Source organism: Kaistella pullorum (genome assembly GCF_014837035.1).
Classification (GTDB): domain Bacteria; phylum Bacteroidota; class Bacteroidia; order Flavobacteriales; family Weeksellaceae; genus Kaistella; species Kaistella rhinocerotis.
Window position 1 is genome coordinate 818,678 of the sequence record NZ_JACSPS010000001.1, and the last position, 26,386, is coordinate 845,063.

Annotated in this window: 25 protein-coding genes and 1 other RNA gene; 8 read left to right on the forward strand and 18 right to left on the reverse strand. The window is 43.0% G+C overall.

Annotation, left to right across the window (positions count from 1 at the left end; translation table 11 throughout):
- The first annotated feature begins 55 nt into the window (after positions 1-55).
- The gene (gene pckA, locus H9628_RS03850) at positions 56-1,660 is read left to right on the forward strand and encodes a phosphoenolpyruvate carboxykinase (ATP) (protein WP_251832797.1); all 1,605 of its coding nucleotides are present in this window, start codon (positions 56-58) and stop codon (positions 1,658-1,660) included.
- A gap of 73 nt (positions 1,661-1,733) precedes the next feature.
- Here pckA and H9628_RS03855 read toward each other — a convergent pair whose 3' ends face one another.
- On the reverse strand, positions 1,734-1,994 hold the full coding sequence (locus H9628_RS03855) for a hypothetical protein (protein ID WP_251832798.1): 261 nt from the start codon (positions 1,992-1,994) through the stop codon (positions 1,734-1,736).
- 234 nt (positions 1,995-2,228) lie between these two features.
- Positions 2,229-2,628: a transfer-messenger RNA gene (ssrA, locus tag H9628_RS03860) on the reverse strand.
- 335 nt (positions 2,629-2,963) lie between these two features.
- Here ssrA and H9628_RS03865 point away from each other — a divergent pair.
- The 4 genes from H9628_RS03865 to H9628_RS03880 all read left to right on the forward strand — a co-directional run bounded on the left by H9628_RS03865 (position 2,964) and on the right by H9628_RS03880 (position 5,817).
- The gene (locus H9628_RS03865; protein ID WP_251832799.1) at positions 2,964-3,761 is read left to right on the forward strand and encodes a carboxypeptidase-like regulatory domain-containing protein; all 798 of its coding nucleotides are present in this window, start codon (positions 2,964-2,966) and stop codon (positions 3,759-3,761) included.
- 72 nt (positions 3,762-3,833) lie between these two features.
- A complete protein-coding gene (locus H9628_RS03870) occupies positions 3,834-4,565 on the forward strand; it encodes an SIMPL domain-containing protein (protein ID WP_251832800.1) in 732 nt (243 codons plus the stop codon).
- A 132-nt stretch (positions 4,566-4,697) separates the two neighbouring features.
- Positions 4,698-5,222: a hypothetical protein gene (locus tag H9628_RS03875; protein WP_251832801.1), complete on the forward strand. Its 525-nt coding sequence runs from the start codon at positions 4,698-4,700 to the stop codon at positions 5,220-5,222.
- Between the two features lie 85 nt (positions 5,223-5,307).
- Positions 5,308-5,817 (forward strand): hypothetical protein, encoded by a 510-nt coding sequence (locus H9628_RS03880; protein ID WP_251832802.1) that lies wholly within the window; start codon positions 5,308-5,310, stop codon positions 5,815-5,817.
- 66 nt (positions 5,818-5,883) lie between these two features.
- On the opposite strand, the gene H9628_RS03885 is transcribed toward H9628_RS03880, so the two are convergent.
- From H9628_RS03885 to H9628_RS03955, 15 genes are all read right to left on the reverse strand, one after another.
- A complete protein-coding gene (locus H9628_RS03885) occupies positions 5,884-6,396 on the reverse strand; it encodes an N-acetyltransferase (RefSeq protein WP_251832803.1) in 513 nt (170 codons plus the stop codon).
- Between the two features lie 55 nt (positions 6,397-6,451).
- Positions 6,452-6,673, reverse strand: a complete 222-nt coding sequence (locus H9628_RS03890) for a PspC family transcriptional regulator (RefSeq protein ID WP_251832804.1) — start codon at positions 6,671-6,673, stop codon at positions 6,452-6,454.
- Between the two features lie 100 nt (positions 6,674-6,773).
- Positions 6,774-7,712 carry a cation diffusion facilitator family transporter gene (locus tag H9628_RS03895; RefSeq protein ID WP_251832805.1) on the reverse strand — a complete coding sequence of 313 codons (939 nt, stop codon included), beginning with the start codon at positions 7,710-7,712 and terminating at the stop codon, positions 6,774-6,776.
- A 7-nt stretch (positions 7,713-7,719) separates the two neighbouring features.
- Positions 7,720-9,327 carry a class I SAM-dependent methyltransferase gene (locus tag H9628_RS03900; RefSeq protein WP_251832806.1) on the reverse strand — a complete coding sequence of 536 codons (1,608 nt, stop codon included), beginning with the start codon at positions 9,325-9,327 and terminating at the stop codon, positions 7,720-7,722.
- 260 nt (positions 9,328-9,587) lie between these two features.
- Positions 9,588-11,033, reverse strand: coding sequence for a pyruvate kinase (gene pyk, locus H9628_RS03905; protein WP_251832807.1), 1,446 nt, complete (start codon positions 11,031-11,033; stop codon positions 9,588-9,590).
- Entirely contained in the window at positions 11,026-11,499 is a 474-nt protein-coding gene (locus tag H9628_RS03910; protein WP_251832808.1) for an IPExxxVDY family protein, read from the reverse strand. Before H9628_RS03910 ends, pyk begins: the two co-directional genes overlap by 8 nt.
- Positions 11,474-12,235, reverse strand: coding sequence for a ribonuclease III (rnc, locus tag H9628_RS03915; RefSeq protein ID WP_251832809.1), 762 nt, complete (start codon positions 12,233-12,235; stop codon positions 11,474-11,476). The genes H9628_RS03910 and rnc overlap by 26 nt, the downstream gene beginning before the upstream one ends.
- 10 nt (positions 12,236-12,245) lie before the next feature.
- Complete coding sequence (fabF, locus tag H9628_RS03920) at positions 12,246-13,490, reverse strand: beta-ketoacyl-ACP synthase II (RefSeq protein WP_251832810.1); 1,245 nt, start codon at positions 13,488-13,490, stop codon at positions 12,246-12,248.
- Between the two features lie 25 nt (positions 13,491-13,515).
- Positions 13,516-13,755, reverse strand: coding sequence for an acyl carrier protein (locus tag H9628_RS03925; protein ID WP_015807007.1), 240 nt, complete (start codon positions 13,753-13,755; stop codon positions 13,516-13,518).
- 172 nt (positions 13,756-13,927) lie between these two features.
- The gene (locus tag H9628_RS03930; RefSeq protein WP_251832811.1) at positions 13,928-15,715 is read right to left on the reverse strand and encodes a GEVED domain-containing protein; all 1,788 of its coding nucleotides are present in this window, start codon (positions 15,713-15,715) and stop codon (positions 13,928-13,930) included.
- A 170-nt stretch (positions 15,716-15,885) separates the two neighbouring features.
- Positions 15,886-16,803, reverse strand: a complete 918-nt coding sequence (gene hutG, locus H9628_RS03935; RefSeq protein WP_251832812.1) for a formimidoylglutamase — start codon at positions 16,801-16,803, stop codon at positions 15,886-15,888.
- A 30-nt stretch (positions 16,804-16,833) separates the two neighbouring features.
- Positions 16,834-17,769 (reverse strand): 1,2-phenylacetyl-CoA epoxidase subunit PaaA, encoded by a 936-nt coding sequence (gene paaA / locus H9628_RS03940; protein WP_251832813.1) that lies wholly within the window; start codon positions 17,767-17,769, stop codon positions 16,834-16,836.
- 91 nt (positions 17,770-17,860) lie between these two features.
- Positions 17,861-18,139 (reverse strand): hypothetical protein, encoded by a 279-nt coding sequence (locus H9628_RS03945; RefSeq protein ID WP_251832814.1) that lies wholly within the window; start codon positions 18,137-18,139, stop codon positions 17,861-17,863.
- Positions 18,136-18,393, reverse strand: coding sequence for a hypothetical protein (locus tag H9628_RS03950; RefSeq protein ID WP_251832815.1), 258 nt, complete (start codon positions 18,391-18,393; stop codon positions 18,136-18,138). The genes H9628_RS03945 and H9628_RS03950 overlap by 4 nt, the downstream gene beginning before the upstream one ends.
- 19 nt (positions 18,394-18,412) lie before the next feature.
- Positions 18,413-19,501, reverse strand: a complete 1,089-nt coding sequence (locus tag H9628_RS03955) for an FAD-binding oxidoreductase (protein WP_251832816.1) — start codon at positions 19,499-19,501, stop codon at positions 18,413-18,415.
- Between the two features lie 262 nt (positions 19,502-19,763).
- Here H9628_RS03955 and clpB point away from each other — a divergent pair, with 262 nt between their 5' ends.
- Complete coding sequence (gene clpB / locus H9628_RS03960) at positions 19,764-22,355, forward strand: ATP-dependent chaperone ClpB (RefSeq protein ID WP_251832817.1); 2,592 nt, start codon at positions 19,764-19,766, stop codon at positions 22,353-22,355.
- 202 nt (positions 22,356-22,557) lie between these two features.
- On the opposite strand, the gene H9628_RS03965 is transcribed toward clpB, so the two are convergent.
- Positions 22,558-23,343: an endonuclease/exonuclease/phosphatase family protein gene (locus H9628_RS03965; RefSeq protein WP_317172605.1), complete on the reverse strand. Its 786-nt coding sequence runs from the start codon at positions 23,341-23,343 to the stop codon at positions 22,558-22,560.
- Between the two features lie 186 nt (positions 23,344-23,529).
- Between H9628_RS03965 and abc-f the strand changes: the two genes are divergently transcribed.
- Positions 23,530-25,455, forward strand: coding sequence for a ribosomal protection-like ABC-F family protein (abc-f, locus tag H9628_RS03970; protein ID WP_251832819.1), 1,926 nt, complete (start codon positions 23,530-23,532; stop codon positions 25,453-25,455).
- A gap of 30 nt (positions 25,456-25,485) precedes the next feature.
- Positions 25,486-26,310 (forward strand): hypothetical protein, encoded by an 825-nt coding sequence (locus tag H9628_RS03975; RefSeq protein ID WP_251832820.1) that lies wholly within the window; start codon positions 25,486-25,488, stop codon positions 26,308-26,310.
- Positions 26,311-26,386: the final 76 nt, after the last annotated feature.

Sequence of the window (26,386 nt, forward strand, 5' to 3'; positions counted from 1 at the left end):
AGATATCATTAATTTTGTCATTCCAAAAAGTAACAAACAGAAATACAAGAGAGTCATGAAGAACATCAAAATCATTCAGCAACTACACGATTTGGGAATCACAGGTTACCAGGAGGTAATCTACAATCCGAGCTACGAAGAACTTTTCCAGGCAGAAATTTCTCCGGAGAACAAAGGATTTGAGCGCGGAGTTGTAACAGAATCCGGTGCAGTGGCAGTAAAAACTGGAATTTTTACAGGACGTTCTCCAAAAGACAGGTTTATAGTAAAAGACGACAGTACGAAAGATACCATTTTCTGGGACGGAAAAGTAAATCTACCTACAACACCTGAAATCTTCGAAAGCTGCAAGCAACTTGTGCTGAAACAGCTTTCTACCTCAAAAAAACTTTATGTAGTAGATGCTTTTTGTGGCACAAACCCTGACACGAGACTTAAAGTTCGTTTTATCATGGAAGTAGCATGGCAGGCGCACTTTGTAACCAATATGTTCATCCGTCCTTCAAACTATGAACTCGAAAACTTCGGGCAACCGGATTTTATCGTGATGAATGGTTCTAAAACTACCAACCCGAACTGGCAGCAACAGGGATTGAACTCTGAGAACTTCGTGATGTTCAACCTTACCGAGAAAATCCAGATCATTGGCGGAACCTGGTACGGCGGCGAGATGAAGAAAGGGATGTTCGCCATGATGAATTATTTCCTTCCGCTAAAAGGCATGGCATCGATGCACTGTTCCGCAAACGTGGGCGAGGAAGGCGATGTAGCGCTGTTCTTCGGACTTTCGGGAACGGGTAAAACAACGCTTTCTGCAGATCCTAAAAGATATCTTATTGGCGACGACGAACATGGTTGGGATGATAATGGCGTATTCAACTTCGAAGGTGGCTGCTACGCGAAAGTGATTGACCTTTCCGAGGAAAAAGAGCCGGACATTTACAAAGCCATCCGTCGCGATTCACTTCTTGAGAACGTAGTGGTGAACGAAGAAGGTGAAGCCGACTATTCCGACAATTCAATCACGGAAAACACCCGTGTTTCCTACCCGATTTATCACATCAGCAAAATCGTATTGCCATCAAAAGCAGGTCACGCGAAGAAAATCGTTTACCTTTCGGCAGATGCTTTCGGCGTTTTGCCTCCGGTTTCTGTTCTGAATGATGATCAGGCACAGTACCACTTCCTGTGTGGATATACTTCTAAGTTGGCTGGGACGGAGCGTGGAATTACCGCACCGGAACCTTCGTTCTCGCCGGCCTTTGGTGAAGCGTTTTTAACGCTGCATCCTACGATGTACTCTAAAACTTTAATCGGTAAAATGAAAGAGCACGGAGCGAAGGCATATCTGGTAAATACCGGCTGGAACGGTACAGGAAAGAGAATTTCACTTAAAGATACCCGCGCAATCATCGACGCGATCATTGACGGTAGCATTGATACTGCAGAAAAAACGAGAATTCCTGTGATGAATCTTGAGATCCCGACAGCATTACCTAATGTTTCTGAAGGCATCCTGGATCCCCGTGACAGCTATTCAGACGCGGCAGAATGGGAAGTAAAAGCGCGCGATCTGGCGGCACGTTATATCAAGAACTTCGAGCAGTACTGCGACAATGACGAGGCGAAAAAGCTCGTCGCGGCTGGCCCTCAATTATAAAATCATTCACTTAAAACTTTAAAGATCCTTTAGAACTTCTAAAGGATCTTTTTTTGTGATGGCAATTTGAATATTATTTAATTCTGATCTTTCCGCCAAAGGGTGACAGCGCATAATAGACCAGTTCACTGCCGTTTATGGCTTCAAAACCTTCAGACATGAAAATATAGCGATCGCCCTGTTTTTTATAAAGATAAACAACGGTTTGGGGCGTGATTTTAGTTTTGGGAACGCTCAGAATAAGGCAGAACATCTGTTTGTCGTCGTCGAAGCGCCAGTCTTCGCTGTCAAAGTTGCAGGCCTTGCTTCTTTTCCGGAATATATTTAGATTCATCATTGTGTGTTTCAGCAAAATTAATATTAATCCGGCAGATATTCGGTACAGAAACTCCAGCTTTTCTGTGTTTTATATAAATTCACCTGCAAAGTGGTGAGATTCAGATAATCAAAGATGAAAATTCAGGCTTGGAACCGCTCCGGGAGACAGAGTACACGAAATTGAATGAAGAAATATAAAATCGTTTAAAAATAAAATAACCTACTGAAAAACAATAGGTTATATTTTTAAAAGTGGAGTTGGAGGGATTCGAACCCTCGTCCAAACAAGCAATACATAAGTTTTCTACATGCTTATTCTGTATTTGATTTTCGACTGCAAACAGAGCACAGACACCCAATTTACAGCTTAACTTCTAAAATTTTCGATCCCGGACCGAAGTCTTCCGGGACTTATTTCCGCATTGCTATGCCTCAGGTTCAAACGCCGCAGAACAGAGCGTTTGTGAGACATCTTGCCTCCTTACTATGCTTCGGGAGAGCGCAGAATCCTACTATGATTCGGATTATGCTGCAAGAGCAAACTCTTGGTCGCCAGTTAAAATTGTGTAGCAAGGGATTAAAGAGATCGCGCTACGGTTCTCTGCATGCTTACTTACCCATTGGTCTTGCTGTCGAAACCAGTCAACCCCATGTTGTAAGGGTACAAAGATACGCAATAAATTTTATTTTTTTTTGGGCGTGTCCCTCGGTCGGTCTTTACAGCGCGGCCGCCTGCAGCGGCCGCGCCTCCATTCCCTTCCTCGGGCCGGGCTATCCGCTCTATCTTTTTTGGGAGGCGGCCCGGTGCCGCCTCCCAAAAAAGGATGCCGCTTCTATCCCTCACGCGGCACCCGATTCCTCAAAAAATTTGATAAAATAACATCCGAAAAACTTCTAAATTCAGAAAAACTCTTAAAACGCGTTAACTTCGGTTAAACTTCCCAAAGCATCTTCAAAATAAATCTACTTTTAGAAAAAATTAGCATTGAAAACAAAACTACTCCTGCTTTCCTTCCTTCTCATGGCCCTTTCGGCCCACGCTCAGGAATACATCTTCGGAAAGGTGCGCTCGGAGTTTGGCTCTGAACTGCCAAATGCGCTCATTTTAAATACCCGAACCGGTGAAAAGGTAAATTCCGATAAAGACGGAAATTACATGATCGGCGCAAAACCTTCAGACGAACTGCGTTTTGTAAAAAGCGGCTACGAGCGTTCGTCAACAAAGATTTCAACTTACAATTATTCCGGGCCGCTTAATATTTCCCTCACGCACTCAGCTTATCTGATAGAAGAAGTAGAACTCGCCTTTCAGGCATCGGGTAATTTAAAGAAAGATGTAAAATCTCTGGATCCACCGAGAAGGGTTGTTGCGCTCAATTCTTCAATGGACTCTTATATGCGAACTCCACCAATAGAATCTTCGCCTAAACTTATAACTCCGTCTGCATTTGCCCCAAAAGATTATAATGCCGGACAGGTCGATATGGTAAAGGCCGTGTCTGCTCTTATAGGCTTGGTAAGTAAAACAACCAGTTCGCCAATTTCTACCGCGAATTATGCGGAAACTCAAGCGTTTTACCGACGGATCAAAGCAGAACTGGATCTCAGTTTTTACACTTCCAGAGGGTGGACCGAAGACGATATTGACAGATTTCTTATTTATGCCGATAACAGTTATTCGCTTGCGAAAAAATACCGGAAAAGCTTCAATGTCGTGGCGATCCTTTCTGATATGAAAATGGCCTATCAGGAATATATTAAAACCCACAAAGTAGGAACGTGATTTTACAGAGGAACCAGAAATAAAAATCTGAGTTAATTTTTTCTTACCTTTAATAATAAATCGTTAGACCAAATGAACCGCAATATCATCGCCATCGCCATCGCTGCCGCAGGTTTCATCATCGGGCTTGCATTTCTCGCAAGTGCGATCAAGAACCGGAACCAGTCTGATAATACCATTTCTGTCACTGGTTTGGGGACAAAGAAGTTCACTTCAGACCTTATCGCCTGGAGCGGAAATTTCTCGCGAAATAGTTTTGAACTTAAATCAGCCTACGATGAACTCGCGAATGACAAAAAAGTGATCGAAAACTATTTAATTTCAAAAGGAATCCCGAAAAATGAGATGGTGTTCTCGGCAGTTGATATCCAAAAGCAGTTCAACTATTCCACAGACAACATGGGCCGGAGTCAGCAGAGTTTTGCCGGTTATCAGCTTTCGCAGCGCGTGTCCATAGACAGCAAAGACGTGGCAAAAATTGAAAACCTTTCGCGAAACATCACAGAAATCATTAATCTTGGAATTGAATTCACCTCCTCGCCGCCAAATTATTTCTACACGAAACTGGCAGATGTAAAACAGCAGATGATCGCTGACGCCACCAAAGATGCCAAACAGCGAGCCGAAAGAATTGCCGAAAATGCCGGTTCCAAACTTGGTAACCTTAAAAAAGCGACAATGGGCGTCACACAGATTACGGAGCCCAATTCAACGGAAGAATTCTCTTACGGTGGCACTTTTAATACTTCTTCAAAGGAAAAAGAAGCCAGCATTACGATAAAACTTGAGTATCAGGTCGATTAATGTGACCGAAGCTTCCCAGCTGCGACAGGAACAATCATTTAATTTCACACTTTGTTTAAAAGAATTTTAAACTGAGGATCTCAATTTTTAGCAGGGATTTTGATTAGGATTTGTAAATCAATTCCATTCCGCATGAGAACACTTGTTTTTATTCTGGCTTTAATCACCGTTTCGTGTACAAAAGAAGAATCGGTCAAATCCAATAATCAGGTAATTTCGGATTCTACTTCCACCATATTACAAAACGATTCAACGCCTGCAACCCATCCTCAAGCCGGTGTTGTTCAAGTTGATTCCACAAAATCTTCTAATTATAAAGGTTTTAGAACGGTCGAACAAGGTAAAATCATAAAAACCATCAACGGTGACATGATTCCGCTTACACTTACCGATGAATTTACCGAGGACAAGCAACAGTACATCTTAAAAATTAAGAATTTCACGAGCAAAAACATCTCCGGAACCATTACAACTGAAAATCCAGACATGAACATCCGTTTCAATCAGGTCCGACTACCGAACGGCGAATATGACGGTCCTTTCGGGCGCGAAATGATATATAAAATCCGCGAAAATGGGGAAATTTGGTTGCTCATCGGGAAAAGCAATATGGCATCGGGCGAATGTAAAGGGCGCTTTTCTGTCTCAATAAAATAGTGATTTGCAAGACGTTAAACTTACGTTAAAATTTTCAGTTGGTATAGTTTCTGTCAGACGGTTTTAATATTTAAATAATCGTACTATGAAAAATCTACTATTCGCGGCTGCGGCTGCCACTTTTACGCTTACCGCGTGCTCCACGGTTTCTTCAATTCTTCAGAACACTTTTCCGTATACAGCTACCGTTTTGGTTACGTCCGGCTCCCCGGCGAATGTTCAGCTTTCAGCAGTTTCACCCGCGCAGAGTATCAACCAGCTTACGGGCGCAGGTGCGAATGTGAAAGACATCCGGGTTTCATCCGCCACAATGTCGGTTGATTCTAATACGAGCATGAGTATGTTCAAATCGGTACGTGTGTATCTTTCAAACAATGGCGGGAACGAGGTGATGGTAGCATCGCGGGATGTAGTACCCGAAAATGTAGGCAGTTCGCTTTCACTTGATATCAATACATCCACTACTTTGGATTCAATGATGAAATCAGGTGCCGTGCAGGCAAGGGTGGTGTATGTTTTAAAACAGTCTCCAACCTCAGATATTTCGCTTAAAACGTCAATCGGATTCAGCAGTGTTCCTGTTACCAATCCTTAAAAATAAACGAGCCGGACAGATTATTCTGTCCGGCTCGTTTAAGGTCTTTGAGATAATGCCGTCTGCTTAACAATAAACTACATCATAGATTTCCTCCTTGATCCAGTCGGTTTTCTCCGGATTCCAGTTCGCTAGCAGCCACAGCTTTAGTGCTTTTTTCTCAGGTTCGTAGCAAGGCTGCTCATAATTTTCGTCAATGACTTCGAAACCATTTTGTCTGTAAAAGCTAATGCGTCGTCGGGCGTTTTCGTCAAGTGTTTCCGGTTCAGCTTCGAGAACGATGTGTGTGTAGTCTTTGCAAAGATCGCTGATCACATCGGAGCCGTATTTTAGGCTGCGGAATTCCGAGAAAATTTCAAAATGTTCGATGAAGACGAAACCGGTAAGTTCCCATGAAATGATGTAGCCAATATTTTGGAGATCATGAAGGATCGAAAAAACCTTTACACAGGGATTTGAGAATAATTTTTTAAACTGTTGCTCGCCCCGTCTCTCATCTGGTGGGAAGGTAGCACAATAAGATGCATAGATTTCTTCAGCGCGGTAATCATCGTGAGTGGGGATGTGCAGATATTCCATATTAGAAAACGAAAATTTTATGTCTTCCCTGCAAGATTTAAGCCTAAAAAGCTTTCTAAAGGTCAAACACGCTTGGCCGACGGGTAATGAAGATATCTTTTACCCAAAGCGTGAAGGCTAACCCTAGATAAATGAGAAAAAAGACACCGGCTGTAGCAAAAGTAGAGTAGATAAAGAACACCCGAAGTTTCGACACCGGAATGCCAAGTTTGGCGCCCATACGCGTCAGCACACCGAACCATTCTTTTTCCATTGTATGCCGTAGGTTATTGAACATTTCTTCGTTTTCTTTTGTGTAAAAATACTAAATTTTAAGAGGAACTGTTTAGAATCTTCTCTTTCCCAAAGTTTTTGTCTACAATGACAGGGACAGAAATCTAGTGCTCATGACGATCATTATGTCCTGCCTCCACACTGCAGAGCACCGAAGCATCGTGTGTATGTGCGCCGGTCTCCAGTTGTATCGTAACATGATGGATGTTAAGATGTTGCAGCTCATGATCTATTTTACCGAGCAATACCTCGCTTTCGGCAACGGTAAGGCTGTCATCTACCACGGCGTGGCAGGTCAGCGCATTCAGTCCGCTGGTGATTGTCCAGATGTGCAGGTCATGGATACTGATAATATCACCGGTTTCTAATATCTTTTGTGTCACTTTTTCAATCTGAACGTTGTCCGGCGTTCCTTCCATCAATACATGAACGGAAGATTTTGTGACCAGATAGCCACTTCGTAAGACCAGAAGCGCCACTATTACGCTGGCAAGCGGATCTGCCCACGCCCAACCCAGGAATATAATGAGCAACGCCGCGATAATTGCGCCCACCGAACCCAGCATATCACTGATTACATGCAGGTATGCGCCGCGCATATTCAGGTTTTCTTTTACATCGGAGCCGCGCATCATGATGTACGCTACCACTGCATTCACGAGCAAACCGACTCCGGCGATGATGAGCATTCCGTGCGAGGCGATTTCGGGTGGGTTTCTGAACCGTGCAACCGCTTCAAACATAATGTACACCGAAATAAGGATAAGCGTGGCACCGTTGAGAACCGCTGCCAAAATCTCAAACCGTTTATAGCCGTATGTTCTCCGGTAATCCGCTGATTTATTACTGAACGTGAATGCCATCAGCGCTATGAACAATGAAACCGCATCACTCAGCATATGTCCCGCGTCCGCGAGCAGCGATAAGCTGTTGGTGATGAATCCACCAATGACTTCCACCACCATGTATGCTGAGATAATACTCAAGCAGATGATCAGGGTTTTCCGGTTTGCGTGATGGTTGTGATCGTGATGCTGTGACATTTTTAAATTAATTTTTTGCCTGCAGGAAATTGATTGAAACCGTCGCAAGCTCCGAATCCGGATATTTCTTAAACAGTTCCTGGTTTACCTGCAAGCCAACTTCATCACAAATTTTATGAAAAACATCTACTTCCAGGATGTACTGGTCAGAAAATCCATGCGTTGCATCATATGCGGTCGCGGCAGTTTCGCCCAGATGATGGCTTGTAAGTTCCGGGGCTAAAGTATGAAGTTCGATTACCAACAATCCGTTTTTGCGGATATACGGCAACCAAAGACTAAGATGTTCTTTCAGGTTTTCTTCCACAAGTCTGTTCGCAATTCGTTTGCCACGAAACGCAAATGCGCCAGTGGAAGTGGAAACACGGTCTGGAACAGGATCTTTCGGCTCGTTCCAGATTCTGTTGTGATCCAGGAATGTTCGGATATTCAGCAGGTCTCCAAGGTCTATTTCGTAGTTCTCGCGGAGATCTTTTGCGAGCAGATCCGGATTTCCGATATCGCCCCAGATTACTTTCGCCCAAATGTCATTATTGATGAGGTTTGCGCGCGTTACATTCAGTGCGGCCTGGTTATAATCTGCGCCTACAAGGAAAAGAGGATGGTCTTCGAGCATTTTTCCGCGCAGCGTATGCCGCTCGATGGTTTCAAAGATGTGCTGTATGAAAGCTCCATTACCACAGCCCATATCCAAAATGCCTTTTGGCTGCAGGTGAATTGGTTGGTTGAAAATCGAAATAATGAAGTCTGTCACTACTTTGAAATAGGTGGAGTGCGCGCCACCACTTCCCCAAACGTTCATCTTCCGGTTTACGTGGATTTCATCTTCATTTTCAGATTCAGGCCGCAACCCGTCAGCTTTTCCAAAAACCAATTCCTCTACACCGCTCAGCATGGGCAGATAGGAGACGGTAACTCCATACGATGCAGCTCTGCGCGCGAAATACAGTCCGGTCTCAGTGAATTTAAAATTTGAATTCGTTTTCGTAAACCAACCTAAATCTTTGAGAAAATCGAGGATTTTTTCAAAATTCTCTGGTTCTTTGTGGAATTCTGCAGCCTGAAAAGATGTTTCCATGAAATATTTGTGGAACATGCCGCTCATACCGAGTTGCACAATGATGGGCCCTGCCAGGCAACCTTCGATATGTTTCAGGATTTGCTCGGCAATCTTTACTTCAGTTTGATCTGATGATATTTGAAGGTCGAAATTATTTTTAAATTCTTCGAATACAGCCACAAGTTTTGAGAACGCTTCCGGTTTCATATTCTGGAAGTCAAAATCTGAAGCCTGTGCTAAAACCGTTAGAACCCTTTGGTACAAATGCCCAAAACTAAGTAAGTGTTGTGTATTTTCGTTGGCTGAAATGTATATTGTATCTGTTGCATTATCCACGGAATAATTTAAGAAACCTTGTGAAGCCAGAACCCGGATTGCCACATTCAGGTAACCTTCATTTACCGTAAACAGTGCGGAAAGTTCTGTGAGTGTAGTGTTTCGGCTTTCGGCAATTTTAGCTAAAACGCCCCTTTCTAGAAGTGCCGCAGCAACAGGCGCTGTGACAATACCATCGAGATGCTGAAAGATTGTGCTTCTGAGTTTCCTTTTATCCATAGTGATTTTGGTGATTTAATATCAGATAAATATAGAAAATTTTAAAGGAAAACAATAGTGAGCGCTTTAATGGAGTAGCTTCTTGAAAGCAGTAACTAAATGTCCTTCCTGCGTTTACATTTACTTTAATCACTTAAATATTACTAAACGCACGACCCGCGTTGCGAAATAAATTATTAAAAATAGAAGTTCTAATTTTAGTCAAAATAAATCCGCGGCTTCAACTGAAACCGCGGATATTTATCTTGTTTAAGTACTTCTTAAATCGTTGTAAGCCTTAATGTATTGGTCTTACCGCCATCATAAGCCGGCGTAGCATTCAGGTTGATTACAAAATCACCCTGTTCAACGAAGCCGTGTGTGTGTGCAAGCATATTAACCTGGATGATGGTTTCATCGGTAGATTTCTGCATGTCATAATAGAATGCGCGAACGCCCCACAACAGATTCAGCATCGTAAGAACGCGTTTATTGGAGCTGAAAACGATAATATTCGAATTCGGGCGGTGTGCTGAGATCTGGAAAGCTGTGTAACCTGAATTCGTAAGGGTTACGATTGCTTCAACATTGGCAGATTTCGCAATTCTCACGGCCGCAAGACAAACGCGGTTTGTGATGAAACGTTCGTCAACACAATTAAATTCGCGCTCGATCGGTGAGTTTTTGTTCTGATAGAAGTGCGTCTGCTCGATGTTTTTCACAATCTTAGCCATATTCCGTACCACATCCACAGGGTAGCGGCCAACGGACGTTTCACCCGAAAGCATCACGGCATCAGCACCATCAAGAACCGAGTTGGCTACGTCATTCACCTCCGCGCGTGTCGGCGTAAGGCTGTTGATCATCGTTTCCATCATCTGTGTCGCAATGATCACAGGTTTGGAGTGCTTCCTTGCAATTTCTACAAGGTTTTTTTGGATCGCCGGAACTTCTTCCATCGGAACTTCCACGCCAAGGTCTCCACGTGCTACCATCAAACCGTCACATTCCATAAGGATCTGCTCGATGTTGCGAACGCCCTCAGGTTTCTCGATTTTTGCGATAATCGGTGTCTTAACTTTATTTGATGGATGATTTTTAATGAGTTCCTTCAAGTCAATGATGTCCTGTGCATGGCGAACAAATGAAAGTGCGATCCAATCAAGCTCAAGATCAAGCATGAAATTGGCGTCTTCGATGTCTTTTTCGGTAAGCGCCGGCAGTGAAACATTGGTGTTCGGCAGGTTTACCCCTTTTTTAGAACTTAGTGGTCCACCCTGAATCGTTCGGGCGCGCACCGTATCGATATTGTTAGTCTCTACAACTTCAAGTACGAGTTTTCCGTCATCGATGAGGATTCTTTCGCCCACTTTCACATCTTGTGGAAATTGCTGATAGGTCATATAAACCCGCTCAGAATCGCCTTCAATCTTTTCATTAGTAAAGGTGAGAATATCTCCCGGGTTCAGGTAAGAGCCTTCTTTTACGACGCCAACGCGCAGTTTAGGACCCTGGAGGTCACCGAGAATCCCTACGGAAAATCCGTACTCCTGGTTTAGTTGACGGATTGTCTCTACATTTTTTCTAACTAAATCGTAATCAGCGTGCGAAAAATTTATTCTGAAAACATCGGTACCGGCCTGAACAAGCTGCAGCATCGTTTCTTTGTCAGATGATGCTGGACCCAAGGTCGCGATGATTTTGGTTTTTTTTAGATATTTATTCATAATATTGAAAGCTTAGATAAAGCTCCTCGGAAGGATTTAGCATGAAAGACTGAATTTTAAACATCAGATTTTCAGGATGCAAAATTAAGGAAAAATCATCAAACGGCTCGGATGTTTTGATTACATAATCCACCTCCGGTGAATTGGGAAGGAGGAAACGGCATTCTTCTTCGCCGGAAAAGAGCTCATTAGCCAGCTTTTTCTGTACACTTCGGATAGATTTGTTCGAAATGAAATGAATACAGATCTTCGAGTCTGTGTGATAACCTTCGAAACGTGCGAAGCTGTGGTCAAAGTACGTTCCTCTTAAGACAAAATCTTTTATCCGGGTAAACTGGAATGTATTGAGCGCATTGATTTGGTAGAAAAGTTCAAAATCCGGAATCTCTTTCGCGAGTCTTACTAGGCCAATCTGTATAGGATCGGGTTCAGAATCGAAATTAAGCCGGATCTTTTGAGTTTTCAAGGATACTTTGTTTTTTATTTAAAATGTAGAAGGCACGCTGTGCGGCTTTTTCTTCTGCTTTCTTCTTGGAAGTTTCGGTGGCGTTGGCCACCTTTCGGTCATTGATCCAGATGATGCTGCGGAAAACAACCTGCCGTCCGGGCTGGGTTTCCTGAAACGTATCGTACCTGATCTGTTCCTTTTTCTTTTGAGACCACTCTAGCAGAAGACTTTTATAACTGACGATCTTATTTTCGAGCTTGTTGATCGAGGAAGGGGTCAAAAGCCTTTCGAGTACCACTTTCTTGCATGTCTCGTAATCTACATCCAGGTAGAGCGCACCGATAAGTGCTTCAAAAAGGTTTCCCGCGATGTTTTCGCTAAGTGTAGACGGAGTTTCGGTTTGCAGGATATCGATCAGACCTAATTCTTCACCCAGTTTGTTGAGATTTTTCCTGTTGACAATTTTGGATTTCATTTGAGTAAGATATCCTTCGTTTGCCTGCGGATAAGTAGAAAAAAGGTGACACGAGATTATCGCACCTAATACGGAATCGCCCAGAAATTCGAGACGTTCGTAATTTTTAAGTTCTTTTGAACTACCGGTTTTTAAAGAAAATGCTTCGCGATAGAGATTGATATTGTAAACACTGCAACCGGTTATCTTGCTGATTTCCAGACTTAGCAGGTAATCTTTCTCTGAGAGATTATTTTTTTTCGCACTAAGGAATTTAGGAAAATATTTCTTTAACTCCATCAGGGATTTCTTAGATTTTTGCGAAAAGTACGCATGCGTTGTGTCCACCGAATCCAAAAGTGTTACTCATGGCGACATTTACCTGTTTTTCAACAGCGTTGTGGAATGTAAAATTCAAACGGCTGTCGATATTCTCGTCGTCAGTAAAATGGTTGATGGTAGGTGGGACCACATTGTGAATGATGGTATGAACCGCTGCAATAGCTTCAATAACCCCTGCTGCACCCAAAAGGTGACCGGTCATTGACTTAGTGGAATTGATCTGAATATCAAAAGCATGGTCTCCGAGCAGTCTTGAGATCGCATTTGATTCTGCTATATCACCAAGTGGAGTAGAAGTGCCGTGCATATTGATGTGGTCTACATCATCTGTGGAGAGACCTGCATCATCCAGACAGTTTTTCATAACCAGATAAGCGCCGAGGCCATCTGGGTGAGGAGCCGTCATGTGGTGTGCGTCTGCACTCATACCGCCGCCTTTCAGCTCGGCATAGATTGTGGCACCGCGTTGTTTTGCGTGCTCGTATTCTTCAAGGATAATAGTTCCTGCGCCTTCGCCCAACACAAAACCGTCACGGTCTTTGTCGAAAGGCCTGGAAGCTGTTGTAGGATCATCGTTGCGCGTTGACAGGGCCATCATCGCATTGAAACCTCCTACACCGCTCGCAGTAACAGCCGCTTCGGAGCCTCCGCAAACAATGACGTCCGCTTTGCCAAGCTGGATAAGCATCTTAGCGTCTATGAGTGCGTTTGCAGATGATGCGCATGCGGAAACTGTTGTGTAGTTTGGGCCATGGAAGCCGTACTCAATGGAAATCTGACCGCCTGTGATGTCGGCAATCATTTTAGGTATAAAAAACGGGTTGAATCTTGGAATATCAGTGTTGGCCCAGCCTAAAACTTCGTTTTCAAAGGTTTCTAAACCTCCGATACCGGAACCCCAGATTACACCGACACGGTTTTTGTCGATATCAGAACCCATAATGCCGGAATGTTCAATAGCTTCCCGGGCTGCTACAATGCCAAGCTGCGTGTTTCGGTCCATTTTTTTGGATTCTTTCTTTTCGAAATGATCCAATGGATTAAAGTCCTTTACCTCGCAGGCAAACTTGGTTTTAAACTGAGTGGCATCAAAAAGAGTAATTGGAGCGGCACCGCTCACACCTTTTACAAGGTTTTCCCAGTAATCTTTGGCATTATTTCCAATAGGCGTAATAGCGCCAAAACCGGTAACAACTACTCTTTTTAATTCCATAAATTTTAATTTCTAAAAAATGCTATTATTTGTTTACTACCTCTTCGATATAGGTAATAGCGTGACCAACAGTTGTAATTTTTTCTGCTTGATCATCTGGGATCTGAATGTTGAATTCTTTTTCAAATTCCATGATAAGTTCTACAGTATCCAGGGAGTCTGCGCCTAGGTCATTGGTAAAGCTAGCCTCTGGTGTTACTTCTGTTTCCTCAACGTCGAGTTTATCAGCAATAATAGCTTTTACTCTTGATGCAATGTCTGACATAGTAATTTATTTTTATTAGTTGTTAATAGCTGCAAATATATAAAATTCTTTGGCAATCGGAATTATTTTACGAAAATATAGCCGCAATAGCCGGGCCATTTTAGCCTTTAACCGCTTGTTTTTTGACCAAAAAAAGCCCGATTTTCATCGGGCTCTGAAGGTTTGATATGAGTTATTTTTTTACAACCTTGAATGATTCGTTTTTACCGTTCTCTAGAATAGTACTTACGATGTACATGCCTGGCGCCAGTCTGCTCATGTCAACTCTGCCATTAACAAGTTTAGCGGAAACCGGCATTTTCTGGCCGTTGGCATTATAGATGTGAACAGTCTCCACTTTGATCTTAGAATCGATGTTCAGGTAGTCTTTTACCGGGTTTGGATAGAAAGATACGTTTCTTGCCCCAGATTCGCTTACTGCTGCTACGGTACAGTCTGCATCAATCATCATATTGCTGTCATAATGCTGACCCGGCGCGGTGTCACTTGTAACCTGTGCCCATGTTGCGCCACCGTCTGTAGAAATGTAGTTAGACTTGGTATTCCAGCCTTCAGTATACTGTTGACCGATCCAGTACATGCTAGTATTGCTTGCAGATATTGCCTGAAGTGAGATCCAGTATCTTGTGTCTGCGGCTGCATTCACAGGTAGCGTGTAGCCACCAAGGTTCACCTTAACCGCGAATGTTGGATAACCTGCGAATGTATTAGGTAGCGCTGTAACACTTGCCGGAGCCGCATTCGTGATGGTATGAATCACTGTTCCAGGTGTGTCAGTCGCGGAGTTGCTCATAATCTGGATGTTGAATCCTGAGATATCTGCTCCACCCGCTGCTGATAATGGTACAATATCAGCGGTAACGCTTTCGAGTTTATAGGCAGCGCTTTCCATTGGTACAAAGAAATCGTTAGCAACCGCATAGTTCAGAGTAGTATTTTTAATGATGTTGCTGGCAAGGTCTGGTGTGCCGCTATACGTTTGGTCGCAACCGTAATCCGGCTCCACTGGCGGAGTGCCGCACTGTACAGATCTTGTATGCGCAGTAGCAGATGTACCGCTGCCACATGCCACGCTGGTGTGAGAGTAGAATCTTATAACACCTGTAATATTAGAAGTCCAGGAAATCTGGCCGGTGCCGCCTGCTAAGATCGTGGGTGTAGCGGCGTTGTCAGTAATGGTGATATAATAAGCAGCATTTGAAACTTTAAATGTATAGTTTACGCCACTTGTAACGTTGAGTGATGAATATTCTCCTGTCCAGCCCTCTGCAGTTATCGTATACATGCTACCATTACAGTTCGGGGTAACGGTTGTTGTTGGATACTGGCCGTTTGGTGCAGTTGTACATCCTACAGGAGCAATTTTCAACGTGTAATCCTCGGTTTCACCATATACACCAGGTGCGCACGGGTCAGTTACAGCCGGGTTCGAGGAGCCTGTTGCAGCTACCATTACTCTCATTCTGTAAGAACCGGGAGCAAGTGTAGATGGAATTGCGATGTTTCCGGTAAGCGTAGATACAGTATTATTAGAACCCGCACCTATCTCTCCCAAAAATTCGGAACTCTCAAATGTTTCATTGTTGTTAAAATCAACCCACACAGAAACGCGCTCGAACCAGCCGTCTCCTACGGTAACCGAGATTGGGTACGACTGTCCCGCAACTATAGTTCCGACCATTGCTGTATAATCACCATAACCGTTAGTACTGCAGGTAGTGGTATTATTAATTCCGGCTACAGTAACGTTTGTAATTAAGTCTCCATCGGCGCAGTCTGAAGAAGGGAGACAGTACGCAGACGGCATCTTCGCTGTAGCAGTGCTCAAAGATGCACTGGTAATCAGTTGAGGATTTTTTGGGTGTACTGATTCTTTTGCATTTTGGGTATTCCGCGCGTTTTGCGAAAAACACAGAAATGGCAGCATCAGGACTGCCAACACAGGTAGTTTTTTTCTCATTTTTAAAAATTTAAATTAATTAATGAATGATTTTGGACTCCCCTAAGTTAGAAAAAAAATTTAAATAAAAAAGACTTTTGTTGCAGAATCGGTATTTTAAATGAAAAAATACAAGAATTTAATATGAACTTGCTAATATTAATGCAGTGTTAATAAATGTCTCAAATCGCTTATGATACCTGAAACCATTCGTTGAAGAGACTTGCTGCCAGCCGCGCTGTTCGATTGTCCTGGTCATAACCCGGATTTACTTCCGCTACGTCCAATGCACGGAGTTTGACACTGTCTAGAATTCGTCGATAAAGGTGCATGAAGGCTGCGTCAGCAAAAATACCGTTATAAGATGCTGCTGAAACGCCGGGTGCAATAGCGGCGTTGAAGGTATCCATACAGACCGTCAGATACAGAATATCAACGGCGGACATGAATGCGTCAAGCTGTTCATAAAGTTTCGGTAAATTTTCAAAATACAGTTCGTCAGCGAGGATATATTGCATCCCAAACTGGTGTGCGGTATCGAACAGTTTAAGCGTGTTCGAATTTTTTTGAATGCCCATGTGAAGCGAATTAAGTTCACCCTCCTGCGCGATCTGGCAAAAACCTGTCCCCGAACTAGGCCCAACCGCGGGATCAGGTTCGCGGTTGTCAAAGTGCGCATCAATGTTGATGATGCCTATTCTTCGATCGGGAAACGCGTTTTTCAGTCCTTGATAATGTGCATACATCACCTCGTGACCGCCTCCCAAAACCACCGATTTTCCTCCTGACATCAATGCTTGGCCCACTTTCTGCGCGAGTTCTGCTTGCGCTTTCTCAAGGTTTTGGTCTTCACAGTATACATTCCCGAAATCGCGCAATACAAATTCAGGCTGGATAACCGGGAAGTTGGTCATGTTTTGACGGATGATGTCCGGCGCGTCTTTGGCGCCCACGCGGCCTTTATTCCGGCGAACGCCTTCATCAACCGCGAATCCGTGCAAAACGAAATCTTTAGGTTTGATTGAAGCGTAATCCGTGTCCAGCTGTACACGCTGAAAAATCCTGTGATGAAGCGGATCTTCTCCATCAAACCTACCTTGCCAAATCATCTGGGAATTCTGTTTTGAAGGTTAAGATATCTACACCGCTAAGCGCTGTTTCGCTGCGTAAGCCATCGCAGCTTCCTTCACCCAGGCATGTTCGCGCTGTGCTTTGCGTTTGGTTTCAAGCCGTTTTTTGTTGCACGGCCCGTTTCCTTGCAGTACTTCCATGAATTCATCCCACGGAAGCTCACCAAATTCATAATGTTTGGTTTCCTCGTTCCATCTAAGCTTATCATCCGGAATTTTCAAACCTAAAAATTCTGCCTGCTCCACAGTTACGTCTACAAATCTTTGCCGAAGGGCATCATTGCTTTCACGTTTCACCCTGTAAGCCATAGATTTTTGGGAATTTGGTGACGCATCGTCGTTCGGGCCAAACATCATTAAAGCTGGCCACCAGAAGCGGTTCAGCGCATCCTGTGCCATTTCTTTCTGCTCTTTAGTTCCTCTGCAAAGCGTCATCAGGATTTCATAACCCTGACGCTGGTGAAAGGATTCTTCTTTGCAGATTCTCACCATTGCCCGCGAATAAGGTCCGTAAGAATTACCCATCAGCATCACCTGGTTCATGATTGCTGCGCCGTCTACCAGCCAGCCGATTGCACCGATATCTGCCCACGAAAGTGCAGGATAATTAAAAATACTCGAATATTTTGCTTTTCCGGAAAGCATGTCGTGGTAGGTAGTATCCCTGTCGGCGGGAACTTCTCCGTTGTTAAGCGTCTCTGCAGCTGCGTACAGGTAGAGTCCGTGTCCGGCTTCATCCTGTATTTTTGCCATTAAAGCCATTTTACGGCGTAATGACGGTGCGCGCGTAATCCAGTTTGCTTCGGGAAGCATGCCTACTACTTCGGAATGTGCGTGCTGTGAGATCTGTCTTACCAATAATTTTCGGTAATCATCGGGCATCACATCTTTTGGTTCTACCTTCTGTTCGGCTTGAACATAGGCTAAAAATTTATCCTTATTCATGTTTTTTTGATTTGAAAATTTGAGAATGGACTAATTTGAGAATTACACAATATCAGTGGATTTGCCAATTGCCGCATTTTTTCAAACTTGTTTAATTATTACTTTCCTTTAAATATATTCCAAAAATTGTATTAGAAAATTCACCGGCCACAAAGTTTACTGTTGTATTTCCATCTGTAATCTGGAATTCATTAAAATACAATATTTGTTTATAGTGAGGATCAGTAACTTCAATTCGCGGAGTCACCAAATTCCATTCGTAATCCCAAAGATTTAGATCCCTTACAGTAAACGCTTCTCCGTCACATAAAGTTGTAACAAAATGCCACTCATCTCTCGGCTTGGTTGTTTCCGAGTGTAAACCGCTCATAATTTCCCTTCGCGAAGTTCGTCCTTTATATATACGCCAACTTTTGCATCACTGAATTCGCCGGCGACGAAATTCACCGTTTTGTCGCTGTTAGCGATTTGATACTCTTTAAAATAATAAATATTGCCACCATCAGGACCTGCGACTTCTACTTTTTTATCTACACAATGCCAGTAGTGGTTCCAAATGTTGAGTCCTTCGATTCGGAATTCCTCATTTTCACGAATAGCTTTTGCAAATTTCCAGTGGCTCATCTTACAGTTATTAGTTTAATTAGACATCATAGTTCAGCATCACCACATTCGTTGTCGGGTGGCATTGGCAGGTAAGCACGAAGCCGCGTTCCACTTCATCCTCGGTAAGTGCAAAGTTTTTCTCCATAAAAACCTCCCCTTCCATCACCTGTGCTTTGCAGGTACAGCACACGCCGCCTTTGCAGGCAAAAGGTACCGGTAATTTTTCGTTAAGTGCCTGATCCAAAATGCTGTTTTTCTTTGAATTGAGATGGAATGAGTATTCATCATCGTCAATGATCAGGGTCACCATACTTTCAAGGTTTGGAATTGCTTTGAATTCATCGCTCATCTCGGCATTCTCTTCGTCATCCGGTGCCGCATAATATTCGTACAAAATCTGTAAAGACGGGACTTTCTTCTCATTTTTAAGATAACCCGACACGCTTTTAATCATTTCAGACGGTCCGCAAATAAAGTAAGTGGCTTCACGCACCGGAATATCTGTAAATCTGTCGAGTAGTTCATCCAGTTTGGGTGCACAGATTCTTCCTTCAAAAAGTTCATCCTCAAAATGTTTTTCGCGCGAAAGCAAATAAACTACCTTCAGTCTGCCGTCGAATCTTTCTAGAAGCGCGTCTATTTCGTCCTTAAAAATGATATCGTGCAAGCTTTTGTTACTGTAGAACAAATAAGCCTCACTTTTAGGCTCCTGATATAGGGCTTCTTTTAAATTGGAAAGCACCGGCGAAATACCGCTTCCGGCCGCCAAACCAACGTATGTTTTCTCGTTGGAAACATGATGGTTCGTATAGAAATGTCCTGCGGGCGCAGAAACTTCAATCTTTTCACCGGCCGCAAGCTGTTGGTTTAAGATTGTTGAAACCCGCCCGTCTTCCAAGTGTTTTACCAGGATTTCAAGCTCGCCATTTTCTTCTGAAGGCGCATTGACGATAGAATATGACCTGCGCAAATCTTCGTCGCCTGCCAGGAAACGTACATTGAGATATTGGCCCTGTTTGAATGAAAATTCCTGCTTCAGTGCGGGCGGTATCTCAAATGCGATATTTACCGAATCGTTGGTTTCCTTCGCTACTTTCGTTGTTTTTAAAAGATGAAAATGGTGCATAAATTGATCTGACTACATTATAGTGTGATGGGAAACAAATATAATGTTTTTTGTAATTCGAGTTTTTAAATGGAATCCATGCTGTTTAATAATTTGACATTCAATGATAATTTATTCGGAAAAATTGTCTTAAAACATTCGTGCTCAGTTGATTGAAACGGAAATTATGTCTGTAAATCGTTATGTTTTGGGCTCAAAGTATGGTTTTTGCTGCCACGAATTCAAAATATTCCAATATCAATTCAGATACAAAACTATTAATATGAACCTAAACCAATATACCGTAAAATCTCAGGAGGCTATCCAGAAAGCGCAGCAGATCGCGATGGAGTTTGGCCACCAAATCATTGAGCCACAGCACCTGCTCGAAGGAATTCTGCAGGTTGATGAAAATATTTCTGAATTTCTGATGAAAAAGTCTGAAGCAGAAGTGGGTCTTGTTCGCGAACGCAACCGTGAAAACCTCGAAAAACTGCCTAAAGTAGAAGGTGGAAACATTTATCTTTCCCAAACATCAAACAGAATCCTGCTTGATGCGCCCAATGTAGCGAAGAAAATGGGTGACGAATATGTGACGATAGAGCACCTCTGGCTTTCGCTGCTCGATGTGAATTCGGAGGTTTCAAAAATGCTCAAAGACATGGGCGTAACCAAAAAAGGGCTCGAAACTGCGATTGGCGAGCTGCGTAAAGGATCCAAAGCAACTTCGGCGAGTTCGGAAGAAACTTATCAGAGTTTAAATAAATATGCGAAGAATTTTAATGTTTTAGCCGCAGAAGGTAAACTTGATCCCGTAATCGGACGTGATGAGGAAATCCGCCGTGTGCTTCAGATCCTTTCCCGCCGAACCAAAAATAACCCGATTCTTATCGGAGAACCGGGTGTAGGAAAGACGGCGATCGCGGAAGGAATCGCGCACCGCATCATCTCCGGCGATATTCCGGAAAACCTGATGGATAAAACGCTTTATTCTCTCGATATGGGCGCGCTGATCGCCGGTGCGAAATACAAAGGTGAATTCGAAGAGCGCCTGAAATCAGTAGTGAATGAAGTTATTAAATCTGAAGGCCAAATCATCCTTTTCATTGACGAGATCCACACATTGGTGGGAGCTGGCGGTGGCGAAGGTGCGATGGATGCAGCGAATATCCTGAAACCTGCTTTGGCGCGCGGCGAACTTCGTGCAGTGGGCGCCACTACATTAAATGAATATCAAAAATATTTCGAGAAAGATAAGGCGCTTGAGAGACGCTTCCAGAAAGTGATGGTGGAAGAGCCGGATACGGAGTCGGCGATCTCCATTCTGCGCGGAATCAAAGACAAATATGAGGCGCACCATAAAGTCCGTATTAAAGATGAAGCCATCATCGCGGCGGTGGAACAGTCTCAGCGATATATCAGCGACCGTTTTTTGCCGGATAAAGCAATTGACCTGATTGATGAAGCTTCTGCGAAATTGCGGATGGAAATCAATTCCAAACCTGAAGAACTGGATGTACTCGATCGCAGACTGATGCAGCTGGAAATAGAACTTGCCGCGATTTCACGTGAAGGCAATGAAATTAAAATCAATCATTTAAAGGAAGATATTGCGAAGGTTTCTGAGCAACGAAACGAAATAAACGCAAAGTGGCTTAAAGAAAAACAGAAATCTGAGGATCTTACCGCGATCAAAAAAGACATCGAGGCCCTGAAACTTGAAGCTGAACGTGCATCACGCGTCGGCGACTATGCGAAAGTTGCCGAAATACAGTACGGAAAGATTAAAGAAAAAGAATCTGAACTCCAGCAACTTGAACTGGAGATGCAGAACCATCAGAATGAACTGATCAAAGAAGAAGTCACAGCTGAAAACATCTCTGAAGTGATCTCAAAATGGACTGGTATCCCCGTGACGAAACTGCTGCAGAGCGAGCGCGAGAAACTTCTGCACCTTGAAGACGAACTGCACAAAAGAGTAGTCGGGCAAAATGAAGCTATTGAATCAATCGCTGATGCTATCCGAAGAAACCGCGCGGGTCTGAACGATGAAAGAAAACCAATCGGCTCTTTCCTTTTCCTCGGAACTACCGGTGTTGGTAAGACAGAACTGGCGAAAGCACTCGCAGAGTATCTTTTCAATGACGAGAATAACATGACGCGGATTGATATGAGTGAGTATCAGGAACGGCATTCGGTGTCGCGTCTGGTAGGTGCGCCTCCGGGGTACGTAGGCTATGACGAGGGTGGCCAGCTGACTGAGGCTGTGCGCCGCAGACCTTATTCGGTGGTGCTTTTAGACGAAATAGAAAAAGCGCATCCGGACGTATTCAATACGCTGCTTCAGGTTTTAGACGATGGTAGACTGACGGACAATAAAGGCCGCGTGGTGAATTTTAAAAATTCCATCATTATAATGACATCGAATCTCGGTTCGCATTTGATTCAGGAAAATTTTGAGAATATCACCGATGAGAATGTAACCGAAATTGTTTCAAAGACCAAAGATGAAGTTTTCGCGCTGCTGAGACAGACGCTGAGACCTGAATTTTTGAACAGAATTGATGAAACGGTGCTCTTCCAGCCTTTGAACCGAAAAGAAATCGGCAAGATTGTGCAGTATCAGCTTCGTGGCTTCAATAAAATGCTGGAGAAAAAAGGTATTTACATGACAGCCACCGAAGACGCCATAAATTATATCATGAATAAAGGTTACGATCCGAGTTTTGGTGCGCGCCCGCTGAAGAGAGTTTTGCAGCAGGAAGTGCTGAACAGGCTGTCTAAAGAAATCCTTGCCGGAAACGTGAAAGATGGTGATCGGATCACGCTTGATTATTTCGACGAAAGCGGACTGGTTTTCCGGCCAACTGAATAAAAATGCTATTGCAGGCATAATATATCGTGCTGATTGTCAATCCTATTCCATCAAAGTGAGAAAATAAATAATTTTTTATTTGCAGATGTCAGGATTAATACATTCCTTTGCGCTGTTCTAATGCTTTCATCAGCTGAAGAATAAATTTTTTTTCATCATTTGTGTTTATCCACCGGCTTCATCACCGGTGGGTTTTTTGTTTTTAGCGGAAACTCAGCGTCGCCATCACAGGGAAATGATCGGAAGGATAAAGAAGGTTTTCGCGACGGTCATTTATCGTTCGGTGATCTATGCAGCGCAATTTTTGCGTGAAAATATAATCTATCCGTTCTGTGGAAACCTTTCTGATATCGAATGCCGTAAAAGTTCCCCGCGGTCCGTAGGATGGTTTTTCGCAATTTTTATAAGTGTCCTGCAGATTTTTCGCTAATAGTTTAATAGGTGAGGTGTCATCGGTTAAATTAAAATCACCTGTCAGTACCACTGGTAATTGTTTGGAATTCAATATTTTAATTTTGTCTAAAATAATTTTGGCAGAATTGGCGCGCGCTGTATTTCCCACATGATCAAAATGAACATTAAACGCCCAAAATTTCTTACCGCCTTTTTTAGTTTTAAATAAAGCATAGGTGCAGACACGGTTGTAGGCTGCATCCCAACCTTTCGATGGTCTGTCCGGTGTTTCGCTGAGCCAGAAAGTACCGCTCTGAAGCACTTTAAGTTTTTCGTTATTGTAAAATATTGCTGAATATTCGCCTTTATTCTTTCCGTCATCGCGCCCTACGCCGACATAATCATAGTTTTCTAAACCAGATTTAATGTCTTTCATCTGCTGCGGTACGGCTTCCTGAACGCCCAACACATCTGTTTCGTAATAGTTGAGAAGTTTAAGCACGTCATCTTTGCGGTACTGCCACGCGTTTTCTTTATCCGAATCGAGCGCCAGGCGGATATTGAAAGTCATCACTTTCAGATCCTGAGCGCTCATATTTAAACAGAAAATAAATACAAATATGCGGGTCAGCTTCTTCATAAGGTTGAATTTTTACTTTTCAAAGTTATGATTTTAAACGTTTTCCCGTTTTTAGCTTGCTAAATTGGTGCTAACAGATTTCCGATTTGTTTCCTTACTTTTGCACCTCGAAATTCACTCGTTCCTAATAGATTATAAAATATGCTTTCAGTACAGGGTTTAGGCCTTCATCACTCCGGAAATTATCTTTTCCAAAATGTAAATTTTACCATCAAGAAAGATGATAAAATAGGCCTCGTCGGTAAAAATGGTGCCGGTAAATCGACCTTGCTCAAAATGCTTACGGGCGAAATCAATTTTTACGAAGGCAACATCGTTCCCGAAGGAAATATCACTATCGGATTCCTGAAGCAGGACCTTGATTTTGTAAAAGGCCGCACGGTTTGGAACGAAACTTTGCAGGCTTTTGAACAGATCAATGCGATGAAAAACGAGCTGGATGAGGTGAATCATCAGTTGGCAACACGCACTGATTATGAAAGTGACGCGTATGAGAATCTGATTCACAAAATGACAGAACTCAACGATCTTTTGATGCATCATGATGCGTATAATCTGGAAGGTGACGTAGAAAAAGTATTGTTGGGTCTGGGTTTTAAAGCGGATGATTTCCACAAAATCACCGATGAATTTTCAGGTGGATGGCGAATGCGAATTGAATTGGCAAAGTTGCTTCTTCAAAAGAATGATTTAATGCTACTGGATGAGCCGACGAACCACCTCGATATGGAGTCGATTATTTGGCTTGAAGAATTTCTGAAAGATTATCCCGGTGCGATCGTACTTGTGAGTCACGATAAACAGTTCATGACATCGGTCTGCAACCGAACTTTCGACATCAACAACCGAAAAGTTGACGATTACAAAGCGAATTATACAAAATATCTGGAGCTAAGTAAAGAGCGAAAAGAAAAACTGACGCAGGCGAAGAAAAACCAGGATGCTGAAATCAAGCAGATGGAAGATAACATCAACCGCTTCCGCGCAAGTGCAACGAAAGCCTCGTTCGCTCAGTCTTTGATCAAAAAACTGGAGAAAATTGACCGTATTGAAATCGACAATGAAGACGTTTCGAAGTTCAATATCCGATTCGTTCAGTCAGTAATTCCGGGTAAAGTTATTTTTGAGGCTAAAAATTTAGGTAAAAGCTACGGCAATAAGCAGGTTTTCGATAAAGTGGATTTCTTTGTGGAGCGCGGCGACCGTATCGCTTTACTTGGCCAAAATGGTCAGGGGAAGACAACTTTAGCCAAAATCCTTTCCGGTGAAATCAAAGATTATTCAGGTGAATGGAACTTGGGTCATAATGTGAACATCGGCTATTTTGCGCAGAATCAGGAAGAAGTGCTTACGCCAAATAAAACCGTTCTGGAAGAAGCTGAAGATGCGGCTACCGAAGAAACTCGCCCGCGCGTGCGCGACTTGTTGGGAAGCTTCCTTTTCCAGGGTGAAGATGTTCAGAAGAAGACAAAAGTGCTTTCCGGGGGTGAGCGTAACCGCTTGGCTTTGTGTAAGCTTTTGCTTCGTCCGTTCAACACGCTGATCATGGATGAGCCGACGAACCACCTTGATATCCAGTCGAAAGAAATTATCAAACTGGCGCTTCAGAAATTTGAAGGAACTTTAATCGTCATTTCCCACGACAGGGAATTCCTGCAAGGTTTGAGCGACAAGATTTTTGAATTCCGCGATGGCAGGATGAAAGAATTTCTCGGCAATGTGGATGAATACCTGGAGTTCCGCCAGAAAGAAAGCATCCGGGAGATTTCCGCAGAAAAATCAAAACTTCAGGAAATGCGAAACGAACCTGTGGTTGAAAAACCGGCGGAAAAAGCGCCGGAGAAAAAAGAGGTTTTCGTAAGCAAAGACCAGAAAAACATTCAGAATAAAATAAAGAAAGTCGAGGAAAAAATATCGGAACTCGAACTGAAAATCGAAGAGATGGAAGCCGGATTTGCAAAAGAAAATCCAAGCGAAGAATTAATGCAGCAATATACTGCGAAGAAAGAAGAGCTTGACTTGGCGTTGCAGGAATGGGAATTTCTGGGAACGCAGTTGCAAGGGTAAAATGGCGTATATTTAATCTTTTAAAGAATAATGAAAATAAGTCGTTTACTGCTGCTGTTACTTTTTGTGGTACTGTCTTGCGAGCGCGAGCAAGCTGTTCAGACTCCTCCGGAGGATCCATTAGTGGCAAAAATAGCCGTCCGTGTTTTGTCACCGGGTGCGATGCCTTACAACAATGAAGAACTGACTATAGATTTCTCTTATGACCACCAAAATAAATTAATCAGACGGACTGGCGGATTTCTACCGATTTCTGGTTCTACGGGTTACAATTATGGCCCTTTTACAAAGTTGCTTGGCACTTCCCTTGCGTACACCGGAAATAAAGTGGTGGTCGAGAATTTTTCAACTTCCACTGAGTTTACAGTACCGAAAAATACCCGCAACCTTACCCTTAACCCTCATCAGCAAATAGAAACCCGCGAAATTTCAAATGTAAATGTTTATTTATTCAAACGGGAGACTTACATTTACAAAGGTGGCAAGCTAGACGAGATAAAGACTACATTTCCAAATATGCCCTACGATCCTACAGATCCAAATGATTACATATACTCATTCTCGGAAAAATTTTTTTTTAATTCCGCGGGCAACTTAATAAGAACAGAGTATGTGGAATTGCAAGATGGCGTACCTTCACCGCATTATAAGCGTGTAAGACTGTTTGAAAACTTTGATAATTCTTATAATCCATTTAAGCGTTTTACATTGTTGGATGAGTACTTCTACCGCTCTATTTCTAAAAATAATTTCAGGACTTACCGTGAAATTCTTACACAAAACGGCACTTCTACAGCGTCTGTGCAAGAGTGGGAATTTAATTACGATTCGGCAGTAAATATCATTATAAATTGATCGGCAAACTGGCGGCGCTTATATTTTATTAGTCACGATGTTTCATTATTGTGCAGTTTTACAAACTTAAATAATG

Excerpts from the sequence above, each read along its gene's own strand:
- pckA (WP_251832797.1), top strand. The coding sequence starts at position 56 with ATGAAGAACATCAAAATCATTCAGCAACTACACGATTTGGGAATCACA.
- H9628_RS03855 (WP_251832798.1), bottom strand. The coding sequence starts at position 1,994 with ATGAATCTAAATATATTCCGGAAAAGAAGCAAGGCCTGCAACTTTGAC.
- H9628_RS03870 (WP_251832800.1), top strand. The coding sequence starts at position 3,834 with ATGAACCGCAATATCATCGCCATCGCCATCGCTGCCGCAGGTTTCATC.
- H9628_RS03875 (WP_251832801.1), top strand. The coding sequence starts at position 4,698 with ATGAGAACACTTGTTTTTATTCTGGCTTTAATCACCGTTTCGTGTACA.
- H9628_RS03880 (WP_251832802.1), top strand. The coding sequence starts at position 5,308 with ATGAAAAATCTACTATTCGCGGCTGCGGCTGCCACTTTTACGCTTACC.
- H9628_RS03885 (WP_251832803.1), bottom strand. The coding sequence starts at position 6,396 with ATGGAATATCTGCACATCCCCACTCACGATGATTACCGCGCTGAAGAA.
- H9628_RS03890 (WP_251832804.1), bottom strand. The coding sequence starts at position 6,673 with ATGTTCAATAACCTACGGCATACAATGGAAAAAGAATGGTTCGGTGTG.
- H9628_RS03895 (WP_251832805.1), bottom strand. The coding sequence starts at position 7,712 with ATGTCACAGCATCACGATCACAACCATCACGCAAACCGGAAAACCCTG.
- H9628_RS03900 (WP_251832806.1), bottom strand. The coding sequence starts at position 9,327 with ATGGATAAAAGGAAACTCAGAAGCACAATCTTTCAGCATCTCGATGGT.
- pyk (WP_251832807.1), bottom strand. The coding sequence starts at position 11,033 with ATGAATAAATATCTAAAAAAAACCAAAATCATCGCGACCTTGGGTCCA.
- rnc (WP_251832809.1), bottom strand. The coding sequence starts at position 12,235 with ATGGAGTTAAAGAAATATTTTCCTAAATTCCTTAGTGCGAAAAAAAAT.
- fabF (WP_251832810.1), bottom strand. The coding sequence starts at position 13,490 with ATGGAATTAAAAAGAGTAGTTGTTACCGGTTTTGGCGCTATTACGCCT.
- H9628_RS03925 (WP_015807007.1), bottom strand. The coding sequence starts at position 13,755 with ATGTCAGACATTGCATCAAGAGTAAAAGCTATTATTGCTGATAAACTC.
- H9628_RS03930 (WP_251832811.1), bottom strand. The coding sequence starts at position 15,715 with ATGAGAAAAAAACTACCTGTGTTGGCAGTCCTGATGCTGCCATTTCTG.
- hutG (WP_251832812.1), bottom strand. The coding sequence starts at position 16,803 with ATGATTTGGCAAGGTAGGTTTGATGGAGAAGATCCGCTTCATCACAGG.
- paaA (WP_251832813.1), bottom strand. The coding sequence starts at position 17,769 with ATGAATAAGGATAAATTTTTAGCCTATGTTCAAGCCGAACAGAAGGTA.
- H9628_RS03945 (WP_251832814.1), bottom strand. The coding sequence starts at position 18,139 with ATGAGCGGTTTACACTCGGAAACAACCAAGCCGAGAGATGAGTGGCAT.
- H9628_RS03950 (WP_251832815.1), bottom strand. The coding sequence starts at position 18,393 with ATGAGCCACTGGAAATTTGCAAAAGCTATTCGTGAAAATGAGGAATTC.
- H9628_RS03955 (WP_251832816.1), bottom strand. The coding sequence starts at position 19,501 with ATGCACCATTTTCATCTTTTAAAAACAACGAAAGTAGCGAAGGAAACC.
- clpB (WP_251832817.1), top strand. The coding sequence starts at position 19,764 with ATGAACCTAAACCAATATACCGTAAAATCTCAGGAGGCTATCCAGAAA.
- H9628_RS03965 (WP_317172605.1), bottom strand. The coding sequence starts at position 23,343 with ATGAGCGCTCAGGATCTGAAAGTGATGACTTTCAATATCCGCCTGGCG.
- abc-f (WP_251832819.1), top strand. The coding sequence starts at position 23,530 with ATGCTTTCAGTACAGGGTTTAGGCCTTCATCACTCCGGAAATTATCTT.
- H9628_RS03975 (WP_251832820.1), top strand. The coding sequence starts at position 25,486 with ATGAAAATAAGTCGTTTACTGCTGCTGTTACTTTTTGTGGTACTGTCT.